We start from the raw sequence: 22,481 nt of genomic DNA, 5'->3' as shown, positions 1-22,481 counted from the left end.
AGGGCGTCCCACCGCCGCACGAGGGGTCACCCACACCATGCGCATCACGCTCACCGCCACGGCCCGCGACTTCCTCGCCCTCCCGCTCGCCGCCACGCTCACCACGCTGCGCCCCGACGGCACTCCGCACGTCGCCCCGGTCCGCTTCACCTTCGACGCGGCCACCGGCCTCGCCCGGGTGGCCACCAGGGCCTCCGCCCGCAAGGCGCGCAACGTGTCGGCGGGCGGCCCGGCGGCCCGGGTCGCCCTCTGCCAGGCCGACGGCTTCCGCTGGACGACCCTTGAGGGCCGGGCCTCGGTGACCGCCGATCCCGTACGCCTGGCGGAGGCGGTACGCCGCTACACCGCCCGGTACGGCGCGGCCCCGCCCGAGGTGCCGGACCTGGTGGTCGTCGAGATCGCCGTCGACCGGGCGCTCGTCCTCAACGTATGAAGTCCATGAACCAGAAAGCGATGTGACTGGCCGTCATGCCCACCGTTCCCGTCCTCGGCTCCACCGTCCACTACCGCGAGTCCGGCGACCCCGACGGTCTGCCGTTCGTCTTCCTGCACGGCAATCCCACCTCCTCGCACCTCTGGCGGGACGTCCTGCCGGGGGTGGCCGCGCCCGGCCGCCGGCTGCTGGCCCCCGATCTCATCGGCATGGGCGGCTCCGGCAAGCCCCCGCTCGCCTACTCCTTCGAGGACCACGCCCGGCATCTGGACGCCTGGTTCGACGCGCTCGGCCTGGGTGCGGCCGTGCTGATCGGCCACGACTGGGGCGGGGCGCTCGCCTTCGACCGGGCCGCCCGCCTCCCCGGAACCGTCCGGGGGCTCGCCTTCACGGAGACGATCGTCAAGCCGTTGTACGGGGACGAGTTCCCGCCCGCCGGACGCGAGCTGTTCACGCTGCTCCGGACGCCCGGGGTGGGCGAGCGCATGGTCCTGGAGCAGAACGCGTTCATCGAGGGGCTGCCGGCCACGCTCGCCACCCCGCTCGACCCCGCCGACCTGGACGCCTACCGCCGCCCCTTCCCGACCCCGGAGAGCCGGCGCCCCGTCCTGGCGTGGACGCGCATGATGCCGCTGGACGGCGAGCCCGCCGACGTCGTGGCCCGGATCGAGCGGTACGACGCCTGGCTGGCCGCGAGCCCCGACGTGCCCAAGCTGCTGGCCGCGTTCGAGCCGGGCCCGGGCGCCATGACCGACGCGGCGACCGTGGCCTGGTGCGAGGCGAACATCGCGGGCCTGGAGGTCTTCCGGGGCGGCCTCGCCGGGCACCACACCCCGGAGGACCGGCCGCAGGAGCTGGCCTCGGCGATCTCCGCGTGGGCGGCACGCCACGGCCTGGGCACCTGAGGCCGGTCCGGGAACGGGTCAGCCCTTGGCCGCCGCCGTCTCCGGGGCGGCCGGGCTGTCCGCCGTACCGGAAGACGCGGCGGAGCCCCGTACCGCCGGGATGAAGGCGGAGATCGCGACCGCGACCAGCGCGACACCGCAGCCGAAGACCAGGCCCGTGCGGAAACCGGACTCGGAGGTGAAGGTGTAGCCGCCCGCCTCGGTGGTCATCTGGGCGAGGACCGCGCCGATCACGGCGGCGCCGACCGAGGTGCCGAGGGCGCGCATCAGGGTGTTGAAGCCGTTCGCGGCGGCGGTCTCGGAGGCCGGGACCGCGCTCATGATGAGGGCGGGCATCGCCCCGTACGCGAGGCCCACGCCGCTGCTGCTGACCATGAGGAACAGCATCAGGCCCCAGGCGGAGCCCATCAGCAGGATGCCGAGGCCGTAGGCGGCGGCGATGACGAGGACGCCGGAGATCAGGGTGAACTTCGGGCCGCGGGCGTCGGTGAGCTTCCCGCCGAACGGGGAGACGACCATCATCATGATGCCGCCGGGGGCCATCCACAGACCGGCCTGGAGCATCGTCTGCCCGAGCCCGTAGCCGGTGGCCTCGGGGAACTGGAGCAGCTGGGGCGCGATCAGCATCCCCGCGTACATGCCGAAGCCGACGAAGAGCGACGCGATGTTGGTGATGAGCACCCGGGGGCGGGCGGTGGTACGCAGGTCGACCAGCGGGTCCGTGGTGCGCAGCTCCCAGAGGCCCCAGGCGAGGAGGATCACCACGGCGGCGGCGAACAGGCCGATGGTCGTCGCGGAGGCCCAGCCCCAGTCGGCGCCCTTCGAGACGGCGAGGAGCAGGCAGACCAGGCCGGCCGCCAGGCCGAGCGCGCCGGGCACGTCGAAGCGCTGCCCCTTGGCGCCCGCCGGGACGTCCGGGATCAGGGCCCAGATCAGCGCGGAGATCGCGACGGCCAGCACGGCCGAGCCCCAGAACAGCACGCGCCAGCTGGCGTACTGCGCGACCGCCGAGGCGATCGGCAGGCCGAGCGCGCCGCCGATCCCGAGCGAGGCGCTGACCAGCGCGATGGACGAGCTCATCTTCTCCGGCGGCACGACGTCGCGCAGCAGGGCGATCCCGAGCGGGACCATGCCCATGCCCATGCCCTGGAGCCCGCGCCCGACGATCATCGGGACGACGGAGGACGAGAGCGCGCAGACCACCGAGCCCGCGATCAGCGGCACCGAGCAGGCGAGCAGCATCCGCCGCTTGCCGAGCAGGTCGCCGAGCCGGCCGGAGACCGGCACGCACACCGCGGAGACCAGCAGGGTCACGGTGATGACCCAGGCCGCGTTGGAGGACGAGGTGTCCAGGATCGTGGGCAGTTCCGCGATGAGGGGCGTGACCAGCGTCTGCATGACCGCTGCCACGGTGCCGGCGAAGGCCAGGGTGGCGACGACGGCGCCCGACCTCGCCGTCGGCTGGGGGGCATCCATGAGGGGGCTCCTTGGGGCGTGGTCCCGCCTGCCGGGACAGCGACATGCATCGTACATGCCCAATGTGTCATACACATTATGTGCCACGTACACACTGCATGCGAGAATGAGCCGCCGCCCACGAGCAGCAGAAGCAGGAGGCCGTCGCCATGCCCAGGCCCACGGAAGAGGTGGAGTACGAGCAGATGCTGCTCGGCCGCCACAGCCTCGCCGACCACCGCGGCGGACGCCACAAGTACGCCCTCCTGGACCGGAGCGCGTACATCCTGCTGAGCCGGCTGCGCGTCCAGGGCCCCATGTCCAACGGCGAACTCAGCGACGCCTTCGGCCTCGACGCCTCCACCCTCAACCGCCAGACCGCCGCCGTGGCCCGCGCCGGGCTCGCCGAACGCATCCCGGACCCCGACGGCGGCATGGCCCGGAAGTTCCGCATCACGGACGAGGGCGCGCGGCTGCTGGACGCGGAGCGCGAACGCGTCGTGCGCTCGCTCGACCAGGTCATGCGCGACTGGCCCGACGAGGACATCGCGGCCTTCGCCGGCTACCTCAAACGCTTCAACAGCAGCATCGAACGGCTCTCCTGCCGCCCCTGGCCCCGCCCCTGAGGACCCGTCAGCCGCGCGCCTGCTCCCGCGCGGACTCCGTCTCCGGCGCGGGCTCCGCCGCCGGGGACCCCCGCCCCGTCAGCGCCGCGAGCGAACTGCGCACATGGGCCATGTGGGCCTGGACCTCCTCGCGGCCCTCCTCGTGCTCCCGCAGGATGCGCTCGGTCTCCCGCACCACCCGCTCCTCGCGCACCCGCGCCCGCGCGATCAGCTCGGCGGCCCGCGCCTCCGCGTCCTCCTGGCCGTGCCGCGCGGCCTCCTCGGCCTCCGCCCGGGCCCGGCGCGCGGCGGCGAGGTCCGCCTCCGCGCGCTCCAGCAGCCCGGCGTGCTCCGCCGCCTGCGCCGCCTCGGCGTCCGCGAGCTCCCGCTCGGCCGCCTTCTGCCGCTCGGCGTGCTCCTGCTCCTGGTGCGCCAGCACGCTCGCGGTACGGCTGCGGGTCGCCGCCATCGCGGACTCCGCCTCCTCGCGCAGCCCCGCCGCCTCCGTACGCGCCGCCTCCAGCGCCTCACCGGCCGCCGTCTCCGCCGCCGCGACCAGCTCACCGGCCGCGCGCTCCGCCGCCGCCCGGACCGCCTCCGCGTCCGTGCGCGCCGCGTCCCGCAGCGCCCGGGCCGCCGCGTCCGCCTCGTCCCGGAGCGCCTGCGCCTCCTCGCGGGCCGCGCCCAGGAGCGCCCCGGCCTCCTCCTCCGCCAGCGCCAGGATGCGCAGCGCCCGCTCCCCCAGCGGCCCGTAGTCCGGCGGGGCCAGCCGCGCCACGGCCTCGTCGAGCCGGGCCGACTCCGCCGCCAGCTCCTCCGCGCGCTCCGTCAGCCGGGCCACCCGCGCCTCGGCCCCGTCCCGCTCGGCCGACAGCTCCGCCACGAAGCGGTCCACCTGCTCCGGGCGGTACCCACGACCCCGTACACCGACGAACCCGTACGCGGACCCCGGTGCAGAACTCATCCCTGACGCCTCTTTCCGATCATCCCGGCTGCGGTGCTCCGGCCATCGAGCACGACGTCAAGGATGCGGCAATTGGTCGGGAAGTCCGAATCGATGCGGCGCTTTCCGGACGGAAGCGACCGGCATCACACACGGGAAAGGCGTGGTGCCCGACCCCGAAAGGGACCGGGCACCGCGCCTCGCACACGGAACGGTCAGATCAGCCCGTCCCACATCTGCTCCAGCAGCACCGACCACCAGCTCTCCGGCGACGACAGCGCCGCCGCGTCCAGCGCCACCAGCTGCGCCTGGAAGTCCACCGTCCAGCGCCCCGCCTGCTCCGGATTCAGCCCGTACCGCAGCCGCCACATCCGGCCCAGCAGCGCCATGCACCGCACGAACTCCGGCAGCCCCGTGTTCACGAACTGCGGCGGCACCGGCGCACCGCCCGGCCCCGCCTCCACCGGCACCGCCACGATGTGCGCGGTGCCGTACTGCACGCAGATCGCCCGGCCGAAGTCCGAGCCCATCACCAGATACGACCCCGCGTCCGACGCGGGCTGCACCTGCCGCTGGGCCGCCAGCTCCGCCAGCGTCGGCACCACCGGCTGACCCGGCTGCGCCCAGAAGAACGGCCCGAAGTCGGCGGGCAGACCCGCCCACACCAGGGTCCGCGCCACGATCTCCGGCACGCCCTGCCGGGACACCGCGCGCTGGTCGAAGCGGAGGACACCCTGCGGACCGAAGGTCTGCATCATCTCCTCGGCCAGCGCCTCCGGCGGCACCGGCGGCGCGGGCTGCATCTGCGGCAGCGGCGCCCGCACCGGCGCGGGCCGCGCCGGGCCGTCCGCCACCTGGTGCAGCTCGCCCTGGTGCGTCAGCAGATGCTGCATGCCCTGCTGCCGGCTCGCGTGATCCGTGCCGTACGGGGCGACGGAGGTGATCCGCACCTGCGGCCAGGTCTCCCGGATCATCCGGGCGCAGTAGCCGCCGGGCAGCTCACAGGACTCCAGCTCCGTGTGCAGCTCGATCACCTGCTGCGGCGGCACGTTCATCGCCCGCAGCTCGTGCAGCATCTGCCACTCCGGGTGCGGGGTGCCCGGCGCCGAGCGGCGGATCAGCTGCTGCTCACTGCCGTCCGGCGCCCGGAAGCGCAGCACCGCCTGGTAGCCCGGACCCACGGTCGGCTGACCGGGCGGCGTCTGCGGATAGCCGTACGCGGGCGGCGCGCCCACCGGCGGACCCGGCGGACCCGGCGGCTGCGGCGCCGCCGGACCGGCCTGCGACGGCCCGGCGAGCATCGTCGCCGCGTGGTGCACCCCGCCCGGGCCGGGCGGAGGCGTCGCCGCCGGCGGCGGAGGTGGCTGCTGCCCGGCGGGCGCACCGGGGACCCCGGGCGGACCGGGCGGCTGGGGCGCGCCCGGCACACCCGGCGGGCCGGGCGGCTGCGGGACGCCCGCGCCCGACGAGGCGTTCGGGTCGGCGAACATCGTGGCCGCGTGGTGCACCCCGCCGGGGGCGGCGGGGTCGGCGGACCGGGCGGCTGCGGGGCGCCGGGCGGGCCCAGCTGGGACACGAGCTGCGTCGGCACATAGCCGCCCGCGGGCGCGCCGGGCGCACCCGGGCCCGAGGGCGGCGGCACCGGCGCACCCGGCCGGGCGCCCGGGGTGCCGGGGGCACCGGGCGGCGGCGGAGGCGTGCCCCGCGCGGGGAGCGGGGCGGGATGGCCGCCTTGCTGGTCGCGGCGTCGGCGATGTCCCCGGCCCCGGGGGCGGGGTGTGCTGAGCGGGGGCGGGGGCGGGGTGTGCTGGGCCGGCGGGGGCGTGTGCTGCCCCGGGACCGGCGGACCGGGCACGGCGGTCCCCGGCACGGGCGGGCCCGGCACCGGCGGCCCCACCGGCGGGCGCTCGCCGCCCAGGCTCGGCGCGATCGCGGTCTTCGGCAGCGCGCTGCCGCCCGACATCAACGCCGTCGGCGCGTCCGCCGGAACGACCGGAGGCAGCTCCTCCTCGTCGTCGGCGCCCGACAGCGGCGGGGCGAACACCGTCGCCGGAAGCGCCACCTCCGCGTCGTCCGAGTCCGCGTTCACATCGGTGCCCGCCCACGGCGTGGCCCCGACGGGCGGCTGGAGCGAGGACGCCGGTACGCCGTCCGAAGCGGTCGGCTCGTACGCCACCGAACCGCCCTGCGAGGACGTCGAGGGCGACGGGATCGGGGCGGGCGGCGGGAACGACGACGGGGCCTCGGGGGCGGGCGGCGGGGTGTCGTCCCGCTCCGCACGCCGGTCCGGGATGCCCAGCTTGTCCGCCGCCTCCTGAAGCCACTCGGGCGGGCTCAGCAGGAACGACGTCTGATTCAGGTCCACCCGCTCGGGCGGCGCCGGAGCGGCCGGCTCCACCTCCTCCTGCGAGCCGTACTCCTCCTCGTACCGCCGGATCACCTCACCGACCGGCAGCCCGGGCCACAGCGTCGCCTCACCGCTGTCCCGCGCGATCACCAGCCGCTGCCGGCCACCGTCGGACACCGGTCCGTCCTGGCGGTCCTCGGCCCACACCACGAATCCGAGTTCGAATTCCCGTACGCGCACCTCGCGGTGCTGGTACGCCGGAACGTCGCCGTTCACCCACTCCTCGGCGCGCTCCTGCGCCTGAGCGAAGGTCACCATCGCGCTCACCCCTCCACCGGGACGGCCTGCGCGAAGCCGCCGTCCACCATCAGGTTCGCCACCGTCTCCAGCTCCGGCGGATTGCCCGCCAGCCGCTGGAGGAACGCGTCGAAGTCCTCGCCGCACGGCAGCAGCAGCCGGTCCACCCGCTCCTGCACCGTCCAGCCGTCACGGTCCCGGGCGTCGTCGTACGCGCAGAACCACACGGAACCCAGGGCGGCGCCGCGCACCTTCACCGCGAGCAGACCACCCTGTACGAAGGCGACCCCGAGGTAGTCCTTCGTCAGGTGGTCGCGCAGGCACTTGTTGACGTACACCAGGTCGTTCACGGCGGCCTCCTCGCGCACCGTGAAGAACGGCTGGTCGATCAGGAGACCCAGCTCCGCGTCGAGCGCCGTGCCGGCCGGGGCCGAACCGCCGGCCGCCTTCAGGAACGAGCGGTACGCACCCGGCAGCCGGTAGCCGAGGTCCTCCTCGACGCCCAGGATCTGCTGCTCCGTCACCGCCACGGCGCCCTTGGGCAGCCGGAAGTGCGCGGGGCGCGTCTCCTGGAGCGGGCGGGTGCCCCGCTTGTCCTGGTCGACCTCCGTGGACGCGAGCCCGCCGTGGTGGCGCAGCAGCGCCTTCACCTCGACCGGGATCAGCTCCATCCGGCGGCCGCCCGGGACGTGGTGCCAGGTCCAGCCGTGCGGCGTCGCGACCGGCGGGATCGTGTCCCACAGCTCGTGCCCGGCCTCGGCCAGCGCCGCGTTCGCGGACACGTAGTCCGTGAGCCGCAGCTCGTCCACGCCGAAGCCCTGCGGCGGCTCCGCGATCTCCGCGGCGGCGCGCGCGTACGGCGAGAAGTCCGGACAGCCGTTCTCGTCCATCCGCACCCCTCTGGGGTGACGGGACGCCCGGACCGGGTCCGGGAAGTGCACGACCTGCCCGGCGTAGGCCGCGTTCGGTGGCGCGGCTTGCTGCCCGAGCCGACCTGTCGTCATGGCGGTTGCCCCCTGCTGCGTCTGGCTGATGAGGACCGACCTGCCCAGGAGGCGGTCCAGGCACAGCCTAAGCGGTGTCACCCGTACGGGGACCGGCCCCGCCATCCCATGGCCACAACCGTCACCAACCGTCACAACCGCGTGACGGACGAGCGACGGGAGCGCCACCGGACCGCGACACGCAGACACGTTTCACCGACCCAGCTTTCACAGGACCCGCGACATTTGGCAGGCTGTCACCCGCATACACGGGGGCGTGCACACCAGGCAGCGGCCGCTGCGGGCACGGGAGGGACACAGCACCATGCACACCGCACACTCTGCACAGACCGTCACGACCGGGGACCCGCGACTCAGCTGGAGCAGCACCGAGAAGGGCCCCGCGCCCCGGCTCGGCCAGCGCCGCGACGGCATCCTGCCCGCCGTCGCCGCCGCCCTGTCCGTACGGGGCGAGACACTCACCTGCACCGCCGGCAAGGGCGACCAGCCGCCGGTCCTGCACCACCTCGTCCAGGACTTCCTGGACACCCTCCCCAGCGCGCAGCGCGAACGGTTCACCGGCCGCTGCCCCGAGGCCATACTCCTCTCCCGGCACCTCACCGCCGCCGAGGCCGGGCGCTCCAAGCGCGCCCAGCGCAAGCCGCTCACCAACGGCGAGGCCCGCCGCGCCCTGAAGCACGCCCGGCTCACCGCCCGCCGCATCCGCGAGGACGGCGACCCGCTGCACGGCAGCTACGCGGCGCCCTGCCGCTCCTGTGCCGTCATGCTCGCCCACTTCGGCGTGCGCCCGGTCGACCTCACCGCGAGCGGCGCGGCCACCACCGCAGAGAAGAGCTGACCGCGCCCATGCACGACCGCACCGACCTGCCCCGGCAGACCGGCCCCGACCGGCAGTCCGCCACCCGCTTCCCCGTCGCCGTCGACGCCGCCCTGCGCGCCGCCGGCTGGGCGCCCGGCCGCTGGGACATCCGCCAGGCCGAGGAGTGGGCCGACGCCCTGCGCTCGCACGCCTCGCCCGCCGGGCACCAGCACGCCGTCTTCCCGGCGGCGGTCGAGGCGTGGGCGGAGTTCGGGGGCCTCCACATCACCGCCACCGCGCCGGGGCGCCAGATCGCGCCGCCGGCCGTCCGCATCGACCCGCTGAGCGGGCTGCACCTCGCCCGCACCCTGGGCGACCTCGGCCGCGCGCTGGCGACCGAGGTCGCGCCGCTCGGCGAGGAGGGGGACGGGCAGGCCGTCCTGGCGATCGACCTGGCGGGGCGGGTGTACTCCATCGACCACACCGGGGACTGGTATCTGGGCCAGGACATCGATACGGCGCTGGCGACGCTGGTGACGGGGTTGCAGCCGGAGCGGCTGGTCTCGGGCTGAGCGGTTTCCGGCGACGCCGGTTCACACCGGGCGGGCGGTCACCACCGCGAGGGTTCCGTCCGCAAACGCCGGACGGGCTTGAAATGCCCACCGCCGGGCGGGATTCAGGCGCCGTTCTCGTCCGGGAGGACCGCTGAAACCCTGAAGCCGCCCGCGTCCGTCGGGCCCGAGACGAAGACGCCGCCCAGGGCCAGGACGCGTTCGCGCATGCCGACCAGGCCGTTTCCGCCGCTGGGGAGGCCCGCGTCGGCGGTCGCCGCGTCCGTGGGGCCGTTCTCCACCTGCATGGCGACCTCGGCGCCCCGGTGCGCCAGCCGCACCCACGTCTTCGCGCCCGCCGCGTGCTTGTGGACGTTGGTCAGGGCCTCCTGCACCACCCGGTACGCCGTCTGCTCGACCTCGGGCGCGTACCCGCGGACGGACCCCTCGACCGACAGCTCGACGGTCATGCCCGCCGCCCGGGACTGGCCGACCAGCGCCTCGACCTCCTCCAGCCGGGGTCCGTCCTCCGCCGCGGCCTGGGCCGCCCGGCCCACGGAGGCCAGGGGCACCTGCTGCACCCGGGCCGGTGCGGGGTCACCGGTGCGCAGGACGCCCAGCATCTCGCGCAGCTCGGTGAGCGCCTGGCGCCCCATCTCGCCGACGAGCGCCGCGTTGCGCACGGCCTTCGCGGGGTCCTTGGGCGCCACGGCCTGGAGCGCCGCCGCGTGCACGACCATCAGGCTCACCCGGTGGGCGACCACGTCGTGCATCTCGCGGGCGATCCGGGTCCGCTCCTCCGTACGGGCCCACTCGGCCCGCTCCTCGGCCCGGTCCGCGAGCAGTGACAGCTCCCGCTCCAGCGAGTCCGCGCGCTCCCGCAGGCTCTCCATCAGGCGGCGCCGGGCCCCTATGTACAGCCCGAACAGCACGGGCGGGGCGGTCAGCCCGACGGCCATGAAGAGGGAGAGCATGGGCACGTACCAGTCGCCGGGCCCGAAGTCGGCGTTCTCGTCCACGCCCTGGCGGAGCCGTACGTACGTCACGATGAACGTCCCCACCAGGGACATGCTCATCAGCACCGCGGTGATCCGCCGGGGCACCTCGGACGCGGCCAGTGTGTACAGGCCGACGAGGCCCATCAGGAAGCCCATCTCGGCGGGCGTCGTCGCGATCGAGACCAGCACCACGGCGATCGGCCACCGCCGCCGCACCAGCAGCACGGCCCCCGCGATCAGCCCGAACACCACCCCGAAGGGCACCGGCAGCCCGGTGTCCCCCGCGAAGTCCACCCCTTCGAGCCCGCACTCCGCCGCCGAAACGAGCGCGAGCCCCACATCCAGCGCGACGCTCCGTCGCCGTTCCCACCACCAGTAGCCACGGGTGGTCGGACCCGCCGCTTCCCGGTCTTCCCCCGTTGCGGTCATGGCATCCAGCGTACGGGCGCCCGCATCCCATTTTCGGGTGACCTGCACAGCACGTCGCACGTTCCACCGCGGGCAACCGCATCCTCGTCGCATACAAGGGGCTTGGTACGGCATAGTGTTGGGTGCCGATCCGGCGATCCGGACCAATGTCCGTTTAGCTCGGGTTTGTTCCCCCGTGGTGTAATTGGCAGCACTGTGGCTTTTGGTGCCATCTGTCCGGGTTCGAGTCCTGGCGGGGGAGCCTGGCTTCGCGGGCCCCGACCACTCTGGTCGGGGCCCGCGCCCATGTCCGGCCCGACACCCCCCGGTATCCTGCGGATGTCCACCACCCGAAGCCGAAGGGCCTATTCGTGAGCTCCGTACGCCCGGCAGCCGTCGTCGTCCTCGCAGCGGGTGAGGGCACCCGCATGAAGTCGAAGACCCCAAGGTTCTGCACGAGATCTCCGGGCGCTCGCTCGTCGGTCATGTCGTCGCCGCCTCCCGCGAGCTGGACCCCCAGCACCTCGTCGTGGTCGTGGGCCACGCGCACGAGCAGGTCACCGCCCACCTCACCGGCGCCGACGCGCAGGTGCGCACCGCCTACCAGGCCGAGCAGAAGGGCACCGGCAACGCGGTGCGGGTCGCGCTCGGCGAGCTGGGCGGGACCGTCGAGGGCACCGTCGTCGTCGTGTGCGGGGACACCCCGCTGCTGTCCGGCGGGACGCTGGCCGCCCTCGCCGCCACGCACACCGCCGACGGCAACGCCGTCACCGTGCTCAGCGCCGAGGTCCCCGACTCCACCGGCTACGGCCGGATCGTGCGCGACGCGGCCTCCGGCGCGGTCACCGCGATCGTGGAGCACAAGGACGCGAGCGACGAGCAGCGGGCGATCCGGGAGATCAACTCCGGGGTGTTCGCGTTCGACGGCAAGCTCCTCGCCGAGGCGCTCGGCCAGGTACGGACGGACAACAGCCAGGGCGAGGAGTACCTCACCGACGTGCTGTCGATCCTGCGCGAGGCCGGCCACCGGGTCGGCGCCTCCGTGGCGGGCGACCACCGCGAGATCCTGGGCATCAACAACCGCGTCCAGCTGGCGGAGGCCCGCCGGCTGCTGAACCAGCGGCTGCTCGAGCGTGCCATGACGGCCGGTGTGACCGTGGTCGACCCCGGCTCGACGCTGATCGACGTCACGGTCACCTTCGAGCGGGACGCGATCGTGCACCCGGGGACCCAGCTGCTGGGCGCCACGCACCTCGCGGAGGACGCCGAGGTCGGCCCGAACTCGCGGCTGACGGACACCGTCGTGCACGCGGGCGCGCGGGTGGACAACACGGTGGCGGACGGCGCCGAGGTGGGCCCGGGCGCGACGGTGGGCCCGTACGCCTACCTGCGGCCGGGCACCAAGCTGGGCCCGAAGGCCAAGGCGGGGACGTACGTCGAGATGAAGAACGCGACGATCGGCGAGGGGACCAAGGTCCCGCACCTGTCGTACGTGGGTGACGCCACCATCGGCGACCACACCAACATCGGCGCCGCGAGCGTGTTCGTGAACTACGACGGGGTGGCCAAGCACCACACGACGATCGGGTCGCACTGCCGTACCGGGTCGGACAATATGTTTGTGGCTCCCGTCACGGTCGGGGACGGGGTTTACACCGCCGCCGGCTCGGTCATCACGAAGGACGTACCGTCCGGTTCGCTGGCCGTGGCCCGGGGCCAGCAAAGGAATATCGAGGGTTGGGTGGCGCGCAAGCGTCCCGGAAGCGCCGCCGCGCAGGCGGCTCAGGCGGCGGAGGAGAGGCCGGCCGGCGAAAGCTGACCGGAAACAGGTGCGTCCAGCACCGCGTACCGTGATAGATGCTCACCCCATTTCGGCTGGCTCGTTGCACATCGGGACATCTGCGTGCGGCGCCAGGAACACGTCTGAGGAGACTGTGCTGTGACCGGGATCAAGACGACCGGCGAGAAGAAACTGATGCTCTTCTCCGGCCGCGCCCACCCCGAGCTGGCCGAGGAGGTCGCGCACCAGCTGGGTGTCGGCCTCGTGCCGACGAAGGCCTTCGATTTCGCCAACGGTGAGATCTACGTCCGCTTCCAGGAGTCGGCGCGTGGCGCGGACTGCTTCCTGATCCAGAGCCACACGGCTCCGATCAACAAGTGGATCATGGAGCAGCTGATCATGATCGACGCGCTGAAGCGCGCGTCGGCCCGCTCGATCACGGTGATCGTGCCGTTCTACGGCTACGCCCGCCAGGACAAGAAGCACCGCGGCCGCGAGCCGATCTCGGCCCGTCTGATCGCGGACCTGATGAAGACGGCGGGCGCCGACCGCATCCTCACGGTCGACCTGCACACGGACCAGATCCAGGGCTTCTTCGACGGCCCGGTGGACCACCTGTTCGCGCTGCCGATCCTGGCGGACTACGTGGGCGCCAAGGTGGACCGCTCCAAGCTGACGATCGTCTCGCCGGACGCCGGCCGGGTGCGCGTCGCCGACCGCTGGTGCGACCGGCTCGACGCCCCGCTGGCGATCGTGCACAAGCGCCGCGACAAGGACGTCGCCAACCAGGTGACCGTCCACGAGGTCGTCGGCAATGTGAAGGGCCGGGTCTGCGTCCTGGTCGACGACATGATCGACACGGGCGGCACGATCTGCGCCGCCGCCGACGCCCTGTTCGCGCACGGCGCCGAGGACGTCATAGTGACGGCGACGCACGGTGTGCTCTCGGGCCCCGCGGCGGACCGCCTGAAGAACTCGAAGGTCAGCGAGTTCGTGTTCACGGACACCCTGCCGACGCCGGGTGAGCTGGAGCTCGACAAGATCAAGGTGCTGTCGATCGCCCCGACGATCGCCCGCGCGGTGCGCGAGGTCTTCGAGGACGGCTCGGTCACGAGCCTCTTCGAGGAGCAGTAGGAACCCGCGGCGACCTCGTCGCCGCTGATCCACTTTGGGGTGCGGCCTCCCCGCCGGGTAGACTCAGCGAGTTGCTCGGCGAGGGAGGCCGTACTCATGTACGGCGATCCGTTATCGGCGCGCTCTTCGTAGCAGGCCAGTTGTTGGCCGGGTGACCGTCCGTTCTTTCCGTCACCTCACGAGGAGTGCCGCCATGGCCGAGATCAAGCTCGCCGCCCAGGTCCGTACCGAGTTCGGCAAGGGTGCCGCCCGCCGCGCGCGCCGTGCCCACCAGGTCCCCGCGGTCGTCTACGGCCACGGTGCCGAGCCGGTCCACATCACCCTTCCGGGCCACGAGCTGCTGCTCGCGCTCCGTACCGCCAACGTCCTGATCGGTCTGGAGATCGACGGCAAGGACGCCCTGGTCATCCCCAAGGCCGTGCAGCGCAACCCGCTCAAGGGCGACATCGAGCACGTCGACCTGCTGACCGTGAAGCGCGGCGAGAAGGTCAACGTCGAGGTCGCGGTGCACGCCGAGGGCGACCTGGCCCCGGGCGGCAACCTGCTGGAGTACGTGCAGGCGACCCTGCTCGTCGAGGCCGAGGCCACCCACATCCCCGAGTCGGTCACGGTCTCCGTGCAGGGCCTGGACGCCGGTGCGTCGGTGCTCGCCAAGGACATCACGCTGCCCAAGGGCTCCGTGCTCGCCGGTGACGAGGACGCCATCGTGCTCCAGGTCGTCGCCGCGCAGGCCGAGGAGCCGGCCGCCGAGGCCGCCGAGGAGGCGGGCGAGGAGGCCTGAGCCTTCTCCCGCCTGCTTGACTGACGGGGCGGTGGTCTCCCTTCACGAGGGAGCCGCCGCCCCGTTTTCCTGTCCGCTTCCCCTGTACGAGGAGACTTCGCGCGATGTCCGACGCCACCGACCCCTGGCTGATCGTGGGGCTGGGCAATCCCGGCCCCGAGTACGCGGCGAACCGGCACAACGTCGGTTTCATGGTCGCCGACCTGCTCGCCGAGCGGATCGGCGGGAAGTTCAAGCGCGCCCCGAAGGCGCAGGCGCAGGTACTGGAGGGCCGGATCGGTCCGCCCGGACCGCTGAGCCGCCGGGTGGTGGTCGCGAAGCCGATGTCGTACATGAATCTGTCCGGCGGCCCGGTGGCGGCGCTGCGGGACTTCTACAAGGTGCCGCTGGACCATGTGGTCGCGGTCCACGACGAGTTGGACATCGACTACGGGACGCTGCGGCTGAAGCTGGGCGGCGGGGACAACGGGCACAACGGGCTGAAGTCGATGACGAAGGCGATGGGCGCGGACTATCACCGGGTGCGGTTCGGGATCGGCCGGCCGCCGGGGCGGATGCAGGTCGCGGACTTCGTGCTGAAGGACTTCTCGTCGGCGGAGCGCAAGGAGCTGGCGTTCGAGGTGGACCGGGCGGCGGACGCGGTGGAGTGCCTGCTGGCGGAGGGTCTGGAGCGGGCGCAGTCCGCGTACAACACCTGAGGGGTACGGGCCCGGCTTGACCGGTCGTGCGGCTCTGGCCAAGGATCTGGGCCCATGAAGCGGAACCCCTCCCACCGTGCCCTGGTGTACGGCCGCAGTGCGGCGCTCGGCCTCGTCGTCGTGGTGCTGCTGGTGGCGGGTGTGCTGACGTCCTGGGACGCGGCGCACCACATCGTGCTGGCCAAGGGCCGGGAGCACGGGACGATGACGGTGACGGGGTGCGGTGACGACGTGTGCACGGGGTCGTTCGCGCCGGTGGACGGGGCGGCGGCGCGGTCGCGGGTGTCGGTGGACAGCTCGGTGGCGGCGCGGAAGGGCGACCGTTTCCCGGTGGTGGTGAAGCCGGGGACGGACGAGGTGGTGCGGACGGGGGCGCCGGGTTTCCTGTACGCGTGGGTGCCGTTGGGCGGGGCGCTGGTGCTGGCGGCCCTGGTGATCGGCGGGGGTCTGCGGCTGACGCGGACGGCCTGGGGTACCGGGATCGCGGGCGGGGTGCTGCTGGTGGCGGCGTTCATCGCGCTGTGAACGCGCGACGGGGCGCGGGGAGGTGGTCCCCGCGCCCCGTCGTCGTGCGGTGCCGGGTCAGCCGGTGTTGCGGAGGCCCGCGGCGACACCGTTGACGGTGAGCAGCAGGGCGCGGGCGAGGAGCGGGTCCTCCTCCTCGCCGGCTTCGGCGGCCTGGCGCTGGCGGGCGAGCAGGGAGACCTGGAGGTAGGAGATCGGGTCCAGGTAGGCGTCGCGGATGGCGAAGGTCTGCTGGAGCACCGGGTTGGTGTCGAGCAGCTTCTCGCCGCCGGTGACGCGCAGGACCTCCTGCACGGTGAGGGCGTGCTCGGCCTCGATGACGTCGAAGACGTGCTTCAGCTCGTCGGGGACGAGGGTGTCGACGTAGTGCCGGGCGATGCGCAGGTCGGTCTTGGCGAGGGTCATCTCGACGTTGGAGATGAAGTTGCGGAAGAAGTGCCACTGCTCGTGCATCTCGTCCAGGACCGTGTCGAGGCCGGCCTCGCGCAGGGCCTTGAGGCCGGAGCCGACGCCGAACCAGCCGGGGACGATCTGGCGGGACTGGGTCCAGCCGAAGACCCACGGGATGGCGCGCAGTCCGTCGAGCGAGACGCCGGAGCCGGGGCGGCGGGAGGGCCGCGAGCCGAGGTGCAGGTTGGCGAGCTGGTCCACCGGGGTGGAGGCGAGGAAGTACGACGGGAGGTCGGGGTCCTCGACCAGCTTGCGGTAGGCGGCGTGGGCGGCGTCGGAGACGGTGTCCATGGCCGCGTCCCAGCGGGCCAGGGCCTCGTCGGACTGGCGGGGCGCGGTGTGCAGGGCGGACGCCTGGAGGGTGGCCGCGACGGTCAGTTCCAGGTTCTCCCGGGCGAGCGCGGGGATGAGGTACTTGTCGGAGATGACCTCGCCCTGCTCGGTGACCTTGATCTCGCCCTCCAGGGTGCCCCAGGGCTGGGCGAGGATCGCGTCGTGCGAGGGGCCGCCGCCGCGGCCGACGGTGCCGCCGCGGCCGTGGAAGAGGCGGAGCCGTACGCCGTAGCGGTGGGCGACGTCGCGCAGGCGGCGCTGGGCGCGGTGGATCTCCCACTGGGAGGTGGTGATGCCGCCGAACTTGGAGGAGTCGGAGTAGCCGAGCATGACCTCCTGGACGTCGCCGCGCAGGGAGACGAGGCGCCGGTAGGAGGGGTCGGCGAGCATCTCGTCGAGGATGACGTCGGCGGCGCGCAGCTCGTCGGTGGTCTCCAGGAGCGGGACGATGCCGATCTGGGCCCAGCCGGCGTGGAGGTCGAGGAGGCCGGCCTCGCGGGCGAGGACGGCGGCGGCGAAGACGTCGTCGGCGCCCTGGCACATCGAGATGATGTAGGACTCGATGACCTCGGGGCCGAAGCGCTGGAAGGCTTCCTTGATGGTGTGGAAGACGCCGAGGGTCTTCTCGCCGGCGGCGTCGAGCGGGGCCGGGGTGGGGGCGAGGGGGCGGCGGGAGCGCAGTTCCTTGGCGAGGAGCTTCTGCCGGTAGTCGCGGGGCATGTCGGCGTAGCGCCAGGATTCCTCGCCGAGCCGGTCGAAGAGCTGGCCGAGGGCGTGGTGGTGGGCGTCGGCGTGTTCGCGGACGTCCATGGTGGCGAGCTGGAGGCCGAACGCGGAGAGCGTGCGGATGGTGCGGTCCATGCGGCCGTCGGCGACGATGCCGGCCTTGTGGCGGCGCAGCGAGTCCTGGATGAGGGCGAGGTCGCTGATGAGTTCGGCGGTGCCGAGGTAGTCGCAGCCGGGGCGGTGGGGGCGGCCGGAGGCGAGGCGTTCGCGGGTGTTGACGAGCTTCTGGCGGATGCAGGTGGCCTTGAGCCGGTAGGGCTCCTCGGCGTTCAGCCGCTTGTAGCGGGGGCTGATCTCGGGGAGGAGGTCCAGGTCGGCCTGGAGGGAGGCGAGGAGTTCGTCGGTGGCGCCGGTGTAGCGGATGGAGTTGGAGAGCAGTCCGCGGAGCTGGTCGACCAGTTCGAGGGCGTCGGTGATGCCGTGCTCGTGCTGGAGGATGAGGACGTCCCAGGTGACCTTGGGGGTCACGTTGGGGTTGCCGTCGCGGTCGCCGCCGATCCAGGTGCCGAAGGTGAGGGGGCGGGTGCCGGCGGGGAGTTCGACGCCGACGCGCTCCAGTTCGGCGGCCAGGTCCTCCAGGACGTCGCCGACGGCGTTGGCGTGCAGCTCGTCCAGGTAGTAGATGGCGTTCCGGGCCTCGTCGGTGGGCTCGGGGCGTACGACGCGGAGCTCGTCGGTCTGCCAGATGAGGTCGATGTTCTCGGCGAGCCGGAGGTCCTGGCGGCGGCGGTCGGCCTCGATGACCGGAGTCTCCAGGAGGGCGGCGATGCGGCGGAGCTTGTTGAGGACGGAGCGCCGGGCGGCCTCGGTGGGGTGCGCGGTGAAGACGGGGCGCACGTTGAGGTTCTTGACGGTGGCGCGCAGGTGCTCGGGGTCGGCGTCCTTGAGCCGGTCGGCGGTGCGGGCGAGGAGGCCGCCCTCGGCGGACCGGCGGTCGCGCATCTCGTGGGCGCGGTGGACCTGCTCGGTCACGTTGGCCAGGTGGAAGTAGGTGGAGAAGGCGCGGACGAGCTTGGCGGCGGTCTCCAGGCCGGTGTCGCCGAGCAGCTCGGCCGCGGCCTCGCCGTCGGTGCGGGTCAGGGCGCGGACGCGCTCGACGAGGTCGAGGAGTTCCTGACCCTCCTGGCGTACCAGGGTCTCGCCCAGGAGGTCGCCGAGGCGGCGGATGTCGGCGCGCAGCTCGGGGCTGGCGGCGGGGGTCTGGTCGGCACTGCTCACAGTGTGCGGCTCCTTGCAGTGGTTGTGCACGGGACCCGGGACCGCGGTCGGCGGATGCCGACGCCACCCCGGAAAGCAGGGTGCGGACCGCGCTGTCCGACCTCTCCAGGATAGGTGTCCGTGCTTTCGGCGCTGTTCGCGCCCCGGGCGGCCGTCCGTGTTGCCGGGGGCCCGGCCGGGGTACGCGGTGTGTGTCTACCCGGTATTCGCGCGTCTGTGCGCGGTGTTTCGCCCTCTCGTGGGCGGGCCTTCGCGCTGCCATACTTACGAAGCCGTAGGTTACGGATGCGTAACCCGGTTGTCCGTCCCGTTCTCACCCCCAGGGGACTCCCCATGAAGACCAGCCCCGATGTGATCGAGGCCGCCGACCCGGCAGCCGGTGATCAGGCTCTTCCTCCCGCCACGCTCGGCGGGGACAACAAGCGGTCGATCGAGCAGATCGCGCTCCTGCTGTTCATCGTCGTGCCGTTCGTGGCCCTGGTGGCGGCGGTGCCGCTGGCCTGGGGCCGCGGTGTGAGCTGGCTCGATCTGGGTCTGCTGGTGGCGATGTACTACATCGGCTGCCACGGCATCACGATCGGCTTCCACCGGTACTTCACGCACGGCTCGTTCAAGGCGAAGCGTCCGCTCCGCATCGCCCTGGCGGTGGCCGGTTCGCTGGCGGTCGAGGGCCCTCTGGTGCGCTGGGTGGCCGATCACCGCAAGCACCACCGGTTCTCGGACGCGGAAGGCGACCCGCACTCGCCGTGGCGGTTCGGCGAGACGCTGCCGGCGCTGCTGAAGGGCCTGTGGTGGGCCCACATCGCGTGGATGTTCGACGAGGAGCAGACCCCGCAGCAGAAGTACGCGCCGGACCTGGTCAAGGACCCGGCGATCCGCCGGATCTCGCGTCACTTCATGACCTTCACGATCATCTCGCTGGCGATCCCCCGCTGGTCGGCGGTCTGGTGACGATGTCGTGGTGGGGTGCGGCGACGGCGTTCTTCTGGGGTTCGCTGGTACGGGTGGCGCTGCTGCACCACGTAACGTGGTCGATCAACTCGATCTGCCACGCGGTCGGCAAGCGCCCCTTCAAGTCCCGTGACAGGTCCGGCAACGTGTGGTGGCTGGCGGTCCTGTCCTGCGGCGAGTCCTGGCACAACCTGCACCACGCGGACCCGACGAGCGCCCGGCACGGCGTGATGCGCGGTCAGATCGACTCGAGCGCGCGTCTCATCCGCTGGTTCGAGCAGGCCGGCTGGGCGTACGACGTGCGCTGGCCGGACGAGGCGCGTATCGAGTCCCGGCGCAACCGCGCGGCGGCCGACGCGGCATGATGGACGATGTGGCGACCGACTCCAGCGCAGGCAGCGAGAACACCCGTGCACCTTCGTCCCGGCGGGTCCGCCGGGTGCGGATGACGGGGAAGGAACGCCGCGAGCAGCTGCTGGACATCGGTCGCACCCTGTTCGCCGACAAGGGCTTCGAGGGCACGTCGGTCGAGGAGATCGCGGCCCGCGCGGGGGTGTCGAAGCCGGTCGTCTACGAACACTTCGGCGGCAAGGAGGGGCTGTACGCGGTCGTGGTGGACCGGGAGATGCGCCAGCTGCTGGACATGGTGACGAGCGCCCTGACCGCAGGGCACCCCGGGAGCTCCTGGAGCAGGCGGCGTTCGCGCTCCTCGACTACATCGAGACGTACACCGACGGGTTCCGCATCCTGGTCCGGGACTCGCCGGTCGCCCAGTCGACGGGCACCTTCGCCTCCTTGATCAGCGATATCGCGACCCAGGTCGAGGACATCCTCGGCCTGGAGTTCAAGGCCCGGGGCTTCGATCCGAAGCTGGCCCCGCTGTACGCGCAGGCGCTGGTGGGCATGGTGGCGCTGACGGGCCAGTGGTGGGTGAACGCGCGCAAGCCGAAGAAGGCGGAGGTCGCGGCCCATCTGGTGAACCTGGCCTGGCACGGTCTGGAGAACCTGGAGTCGAAGCCGCGGCTGATAGGGCACCGCAAGAGCTGACGGCCGAATCAATCTTGTTTCATCGGTAAACCACTTCAGTCCCGGCAGTCACAGTTGTAGAGTCTGTGAACATCCCGGGAATGCCTCACCCTGCGCGTGACGCACTTGTGAAGGCCGTTCTCCCGGTTCCACCACGTACCCCTGGGGGGGCTTTGACTTCTGTGGAACCCGGCCGTGCCATGCCCGCACGCTCGAAGCGTGCGCGGCGGCTCGCCGCCTGCACCGCACTCGTTCTCTCGGCCGGCATGCTGCTGGCCGCTCCGGCCTCGGCCGATGACGCGGCACCCGCGCCGCACCGCGCCGCCCAGCCCCGCGTCCCCGCCCTCGACGCGCAGCCCACGCTGACGCTGCCCGCGCCCACCGCGAAGAAGAAGTCGCGGGCCGCGCAGGCCGAGGGCGTGAAGGCGGCGGTCGTTCCCGCCGCGCCGCGCTTCGACGTGGACCGCGACGGCTACAGCGACACGCTGTACCGCGGTATCGACGGCCACTACTACCTCATTCCGGCGAAGGGGTCGGACGGGTACGAGTTCTACGTGACCACCGGCGACTACGAGGAGCGGCTCAAGGACGTCATCACGCCGGGCGACCTGAACGGCGACGGCGCGCCCGAGCTGCTCACCCTGTCGGCGACCGGCACGCTCTCGATCCACCAGATCCTGGGCACCAGCGACACCGGCTACGCCGACTGGTCCGGCACCGGCTGGCAGCGGTACAACAAGGTCGTCGCCGCCGGCGACCTGACCGGCGACGGCAAGGGCGACCTGCTCGCCCGTACGCCGTCCGGCGACATCTACCTGTACGCGGCCACCGGCAACGTCTTCGGCGCCCCCTTCAAGGCCGGTGTCAAGGTGGGCTACGGCTGGGGCTCGTACGACCAGATCGTCGGCGCGAACGACGTCAACGGCGACGGGATCGGCGACCTCTACACCCGTACGCCCGCCGGGGACCTGTACTACTACGCGGGCACCGGCAAGGCCGCGTCGCCGTACAAGGCCCGCGTCAAGGTCGGCTACGGGTACGACACGTACAACCAGATCATCGCCACGGACGACGCCACCGGCGACGGCCTCGGCGACCTGATGGCGCGTACGCCCGGCGGCACGCTGTACTTCTACGAGTCCACCGGCTACGGCACCTTCCTCAAGCGGACGGCCGGCGGCACCGGCTGGAACGCCTCGTCCCTCTTCACGGGCCAGGGCAGCAACCCGGACTTCGGCAAGAACGAGCTGATGGCCCGTACCAAGGGCGGCACGCTCTACTGGTACTACGCCAAGAACAACGGCAAGCTGAGCGCCCGTATCCAGGCGAGCGACAGCGGCGGCTGGGCCGGCGCGAACATCAGCTTCCCGTCGTCGCTCGACAACGACGGCATGGCCGACCTGACGGAGTCGTACAACGGCACGCTGTACAACGAGGGCTCGTCGCTCGGCGGCGGCTGGAGCGGCTACAGCGCCATCGTCGGCCCCGGCGACCTGAGCGGTGACGGCAAGGGCGACCTGCTCGGCCGCACCAAGTCCGGCGACCTGTACCTGTTCAAGGGCAACGGGCTCGGCACCAAGCTCGCGTCCAGGATCAAGGTCGGCTACGGCTTCAACACGTACAACAAGATCGTCGGCGCCGGTGACCTCAGCGGCGACGGCATCGCGGACGTGGTGGCCCGCGACACCAAGGGCAACCTGTACCTGTACAAGGGCACGGGCAGCGCCACCAAGCCGCTGAAGGCCCGCGTGAAGCTCGGCTACGGCTACAACACGTACAAGCAGTTCGCGGCCCCCGGCGACCTCGACGGCGACGGCAAGGCCGACCTGGTCGGCGTCGACGGCAAGGGCGACGTGTACCGCTACTCGTCCACCGGCACCGGCAAGATCGAGAAGCGCGTGAAGATCGGCTACGGCTGGGACATCTACAACGGCCTCTACTAGGCCCGTCCGGCCGCCGGACCATGACGCCCCGTTCCCGCCCGTGCGGGGGCGGGGCGTTGTAGAGTCTGGGCACATCCCGGGAATGCTTCACCCTGCACGTACCGTGCCCGT

15 protein-coding genes, 1 tRNA gene and 4 pseudogenes are annotated in these 22,481 nt (G+C 72.6%); 14 read left to right on the top strand and 6 right to left on the bottom strand.

What is annotated here, in order from left to right; genetic code table 11:
* Window positions 1–37 precede the first annotated feature (37 nt).
* Both NEH16_RS19050 and NEH16_RS19045 read left to right on the top strand, forming a co-directional pair.
* Window positions 38–433 carry a pyridoxamine 5'-phosphate oxidase family protein gene (locus tag NEH16_RS19050; protein ID WP_265543921.1) on the top strand — a complete coding sequence of 132 codons (396 nt, stop codon included), beginning with the start codon at window positions 38–40 and terminating at the stop codon, window positions 431–433.
* Between the two features lie 35 nt (window positions 434–468).
* Entirely contained in the window at window positions 469–1,338 is an 870-nt protein-coding gene (locus tag NEH16_RS19045; RefSeq protein WP_265543919.1) for a haloalkane dehalogenase, read from the top strand.
* Window positions 1,339–1,356: 18 nt separating this feature from the next.
* On the opposite strand, the gene NEH16_RS19040 is transcribed toward NEH16_RS19045, so the two are convergent.
* On the bottom strand, window positions 1,357–2,814 hold the full coding sequence (locus NEH16_RS19040; RefSeq protein WP_265543917.1) for an MFS transporter: 1,458 nt from the start codon (window positions 2,812–2,814) through the stop codon (window positions 1,357–1,359).
* 149 nt (window positions 2,815–2,963) lie between these two features.
* Here NEH16_RS19040 and NEH16_RS19035 point away from each other — a divergent pair, with 149 nt between their 5' ends.
* Entirely contained in the window at window positions 2,964–3,419 is a 456-nt protein-coding gene (locus tag NEH16_RS19035; protein ID WP_265543915.1) for a MarR family winged helix-turn-helix transcriptional regulator, read from the top strand.
* Window positions 3,420–3,426: 7 nt separating this feature from the next.
* On the opposite strand, the gene NEH16_RS19030 is transcribed toward NEH16_RS19035, so the two are convergent.
* From NEH16_RS19030 to NEH16_RS19020, 3 genes and pseudogenes are all read right to left on the bottom strand, one after another.
* A complete protein-coding gene (locus tag NEH16_RS19030; RefSeq protein WP_265543914.1) occupies window positions 3,427–4,362 on the bottom strand; it encodes a cellulose-binding protein in 936 nt (311 codons plus the stop codon).
* A gap of 194 nt (window positions 4,363–4,556) precedes the next feature.
* Window positions 4,557–7,006 (bottom strand): annotated as a pseudogene (locus NEH16_RS19025) (SUKH-4 family immunity protein).
* Window positions 7,007–7,011: 5 nt separating this feature from the next.
* Window positions 7,012–7,989, bottom strand: coding sequence for an SMI1/KNR4 family protein (locus NEH16_RS19020; RefSeq protein WP_073968572.1), 978 nt, complete (start codon window positions 7,987–7,989; stop codon window positions 7,012–7,014).
* Window positions 7,990–8,293: 304 nt separating this feature from the next.
* Here NEH16_RS19020 and NEH16_RS19015 point away from each other — a divergent pair, with 304 nt between their 5' ends.
* Both NEH16_RS19015 and NEH16_RS19010 read left to right on the top strand, forming a co-directional pair.
* On the top strand, window positions 8,294–8,827 hold the full coding sequence (locus NEH16_RS19015) for a YwqJ-related putative deaminase (protein ID WP_073968573.1): 534 nt from the start codon (window positions 8,294–8,296) through the stop codon (window positions 8,825–8,827).
* Window positions 8,828–8,835: 8 nt separating this feature from the next.
* On the top strand, window positions 8,836–9,360 hold the full coding sequence (locus NEH16_RS19010) for an SUKH-3 domain-containing protein (RefSeq protein ID WP_265543912.1): 525 nt from the start codon (window positions 8,836–8,838) through the stop codon (window positions 9,358–9,360).
* Window positions 9,361–9,464: 104 nt separating this feature from the next.
* Here the strand turns inward: NEH16_RS19010 and NEH16_RS19005 are convergent, their stop codons facing one another.
* Window positions 9,465–10,766: a sensor histidine kinase gene (locus NEH16_RS19005; protein WP_265543911.1), complete on the bottom strand. Its 1,302-nt coding sequence runs from the start codon at window positions 10,764–10,766 to the stop codon at window positions 9,465–9,467.
* A 169-nt stretch (window positions 10,767–10,935) separates the two neighbouring features.
* Between NEH16_RS19005 and NEH16_RS19000 the strand changes: the two genes are divergently transcribed.
* From NEH16_RS19000 to NEH16_RS18975, 6 genes and pseudogenes are all read left to right on the top strand, one after another.
* Window positions 10,936–11,007 (top strand) — tRNA-Gln (locus NEH16_RS19000).
* Window positions 11,008–11,116: 109 nt separating this feature from the next.
* Window positions 11,117–12,564: pseudogene (glmU, locus tag NEH16_RS18995) on the top strand (bifunctional UDP-N-acetylglucosamine diphosphorylase/glucosamine-1-phosphate N-acetyltransferase GlmU).
* 120 nt (window positions 12,565–12,684) lie between these two features.
* Window positions 12,685–13,659 (top strand): ribose-phosphate diphosphokinase, encoded by a 975-nt coding sequence (locus NEH16_RS18990; RefSeq protein WP_073968578.1) that lies wholly within the window; start codon window positions 12,685–12,687, stop codon window positions 13,657–13,659.
* 193 nt (window positions 13,660–13,852) lie between these two features.
* Window positions 13,853–14,440 (top strand): 50S ribosomal protein L25/general stress protein Ctc, encoded by a 588-nt coding sequence (locus NEH16_RS18985; protein WP_073968579.1) that lies wholly within the window; start codon window positions 13,853–13,855, stop codon window positions 14,438–14,440.
* Between the two features lie 104 nt (window positions 14,441–14,544).
* Window positions 14,545–15,138 carry an aminoacyl-tRNA hydrolase gene (gene pth, locus NEH16_RS18980; protein WP_265543905.1) on the top strand — a complete coding sequence of 198 codons (594 nt, stop codon included), beginning with the start codon at window positions 14,545–14,547 and terminating at the stop codon, window positions 15,136–15,138.
* 54 nt (window positions 15,139–15,192) lie between these two features.
* Window positions 15,193–15,663 carry a hypothetical protein gene (locus NEH16_RS18975; protein WP_265543903.1) on the top strand — a complete coding sequence of 157 codons (471 nt, stop codon included), beginning with the start codon at window positions 15,193–15,195 and terminating at the stop codon, window positions 15,661–15,663.
* 57 nt (window positions 15,664–15,720) lie between these two features.
* Here NEH16_RS18975 and ppc read toward each other — a convergent pair whose 3' ends face one another.
* Window positions 15,721–18,450 carry a phosphoenolpyruvate carboxylase gene (ppc, locus tag NEH16_RS18970; protein ID WP_265543901.1) on the bottom strand — a complete coding sequence of 910 codons (2,730 nt, stop codon included), beginning with the start codon at window positions 18,448–18,450 and terminating at the stop codon, window positions 15,721–15,723.
* A 285-nt stretch (window positions 18,451–18,735) separates the two neighbouring features.
* Here ppc and NEH16_RS18965 point away from each other — a divergent pair.
* The 3 genes and pseudogenes from NEH16_RS18965 (at window position 18,736) to NEH16_RS18955 (ending at window position 22,370) form a co-directional block, all read left to right on the top strand.
* A pseudogene (locus NEH16_RS18965) lies at window positions 18,736–19,766 on the top strand (acyl-CoA desaturase).
* A pseudogene (locus tag NEH16_RS18960) lies at window positions 19,763–20,448 on the top strand (TetR family transcriptional regulator). Before NEH16_RS18965 ends, NEH16_RS18960 begins: the two co-directional pseudogenes overlap by 4 nt.
* A 179-nt stretch (window positions 20,449–20,627) precedes the next feature.
* Window positions 20,628–22,370 carry an FG-GAP repeat domain-containing protein gene (locus NEH16_RS18955; RefSeq protein ID WP_265543899.1) on the top strand — a complete coding sequence of 581 codons (1,743 nt, stop codon included), beginning with the start codon at window positions 20,628–20,630 and terminating at the stop codon, window positions 22,368–22,370.
* Window positions 22,371–22,481 lie beyond the last annotated feature (111 nt).

The sequence above is a fragment of the Streptomyces drozdowiczii genome, assembly GCF_026167665.1.
GTDB classification, from domain to species: domain Bacteria; phylum Actinomycetota; class Actinomycetes; order Streptomycetales; family Streptomycetaceae; genus Streptomyces; species Streptomyces drozdowiczii_A.
The sequence above is the reverse complement of the archived record's forward strand: the minus strand, read 5'-3'. Positions and strand labels throughout refer to the sequence as shown.

Bases quoted from the DNA above. Each gene is read 5' to 3' on its own strand.
- NEH16_RS19050 (WP_265543921.1), top strand. From the start codon at position 38: ATGCGCATCACGCTCACCGCCACGGCCCGCGACTTCCTCGCCCTCCCG.
- NEH16_RS19045 (WP_265543919.1), top strand. From the start codon at position 469: ATGCCCACCGTTCCCGTCCTCGGCTCCACCGTCCACTACCGCGAGTCC.
- NEH16_RS19040 (WP_265543917.1), bottom strand. From the start codon at position 2,814: ATGGATGCCCCCCAGCCGACGGCGAGGTCGGGCGCCGTCGTCGCCACC.
- NEH16_RS19035 (WP_265543915.1), top strand. From the start codon at position 2,964: ATGCCCAGGCCCACGGAAGAGGTGGAGTACGAGCAGATGCTGCTCGGC.
- NEH16_RS19030 (WP_265543914.1), bottom strand. From the start codon at position 4,362: ATGAGTTCTGCACCGGGGTCCGCGTACGGGTTCGTCGGTGTACGGGGT.
- NEH16_RS19020 (WP_073968572.1), bottom strand. From the start codon at position 7,989: ATGACGACAGGTCGGCTCGGGCAGCAAGCCGCGCCACCGAACGCGGCC.
- NEH16_RS19015 (WP_073968573.1), top strand. From the start codon at position 8,294: ATGCACACCGCACACTCTGCACAGACCGTCACGACCGGGGACCCGCGA.
- NEH16_RS19010 (WP_265543912.1), top strand. From the start codon at position 8,836: ATGCACGACCGCACCGACCTGCCCCGGCAGACCGGCCCCGACCGGCAG.
- NEH16_RS19005 (WP_265543911.1), bottom strand. From the start codon at position 10,766: ATGACCGCAACGGGGGAAGACCGGGAAGCGGCGGGTCCGACCACCCGT.
- NEH16_RS18985 (WP_073968579.1), top strand. From the start codon at position 13,853: ATGGCCGAGATCAAGCTCGCCGCCCAGGTCCGTACCGAGTTCGGCAAG.
- pth (WP_265543905.1), top strand. From the start codon at position 14,545: ATGTCCGACGCCACCGACCCCTGGCTGATCGTGGGGCTGGGCAATCCC.
- NEH16_RS18975 (WP_265543903.1), top strand. From the start codon at position 15,193: ATGAAGCGGAACCCCTCCCACCGTGCCCTGGTGTACGGCCGCAGTGCG.
- NEH16_RS18955 (WP_265543899.1), top strand. From the start codon at position 20,628: ATGCCCGCACGCTCGAAGCGTGCGCGGCGGCTCGCCGCCTGCACCGCA.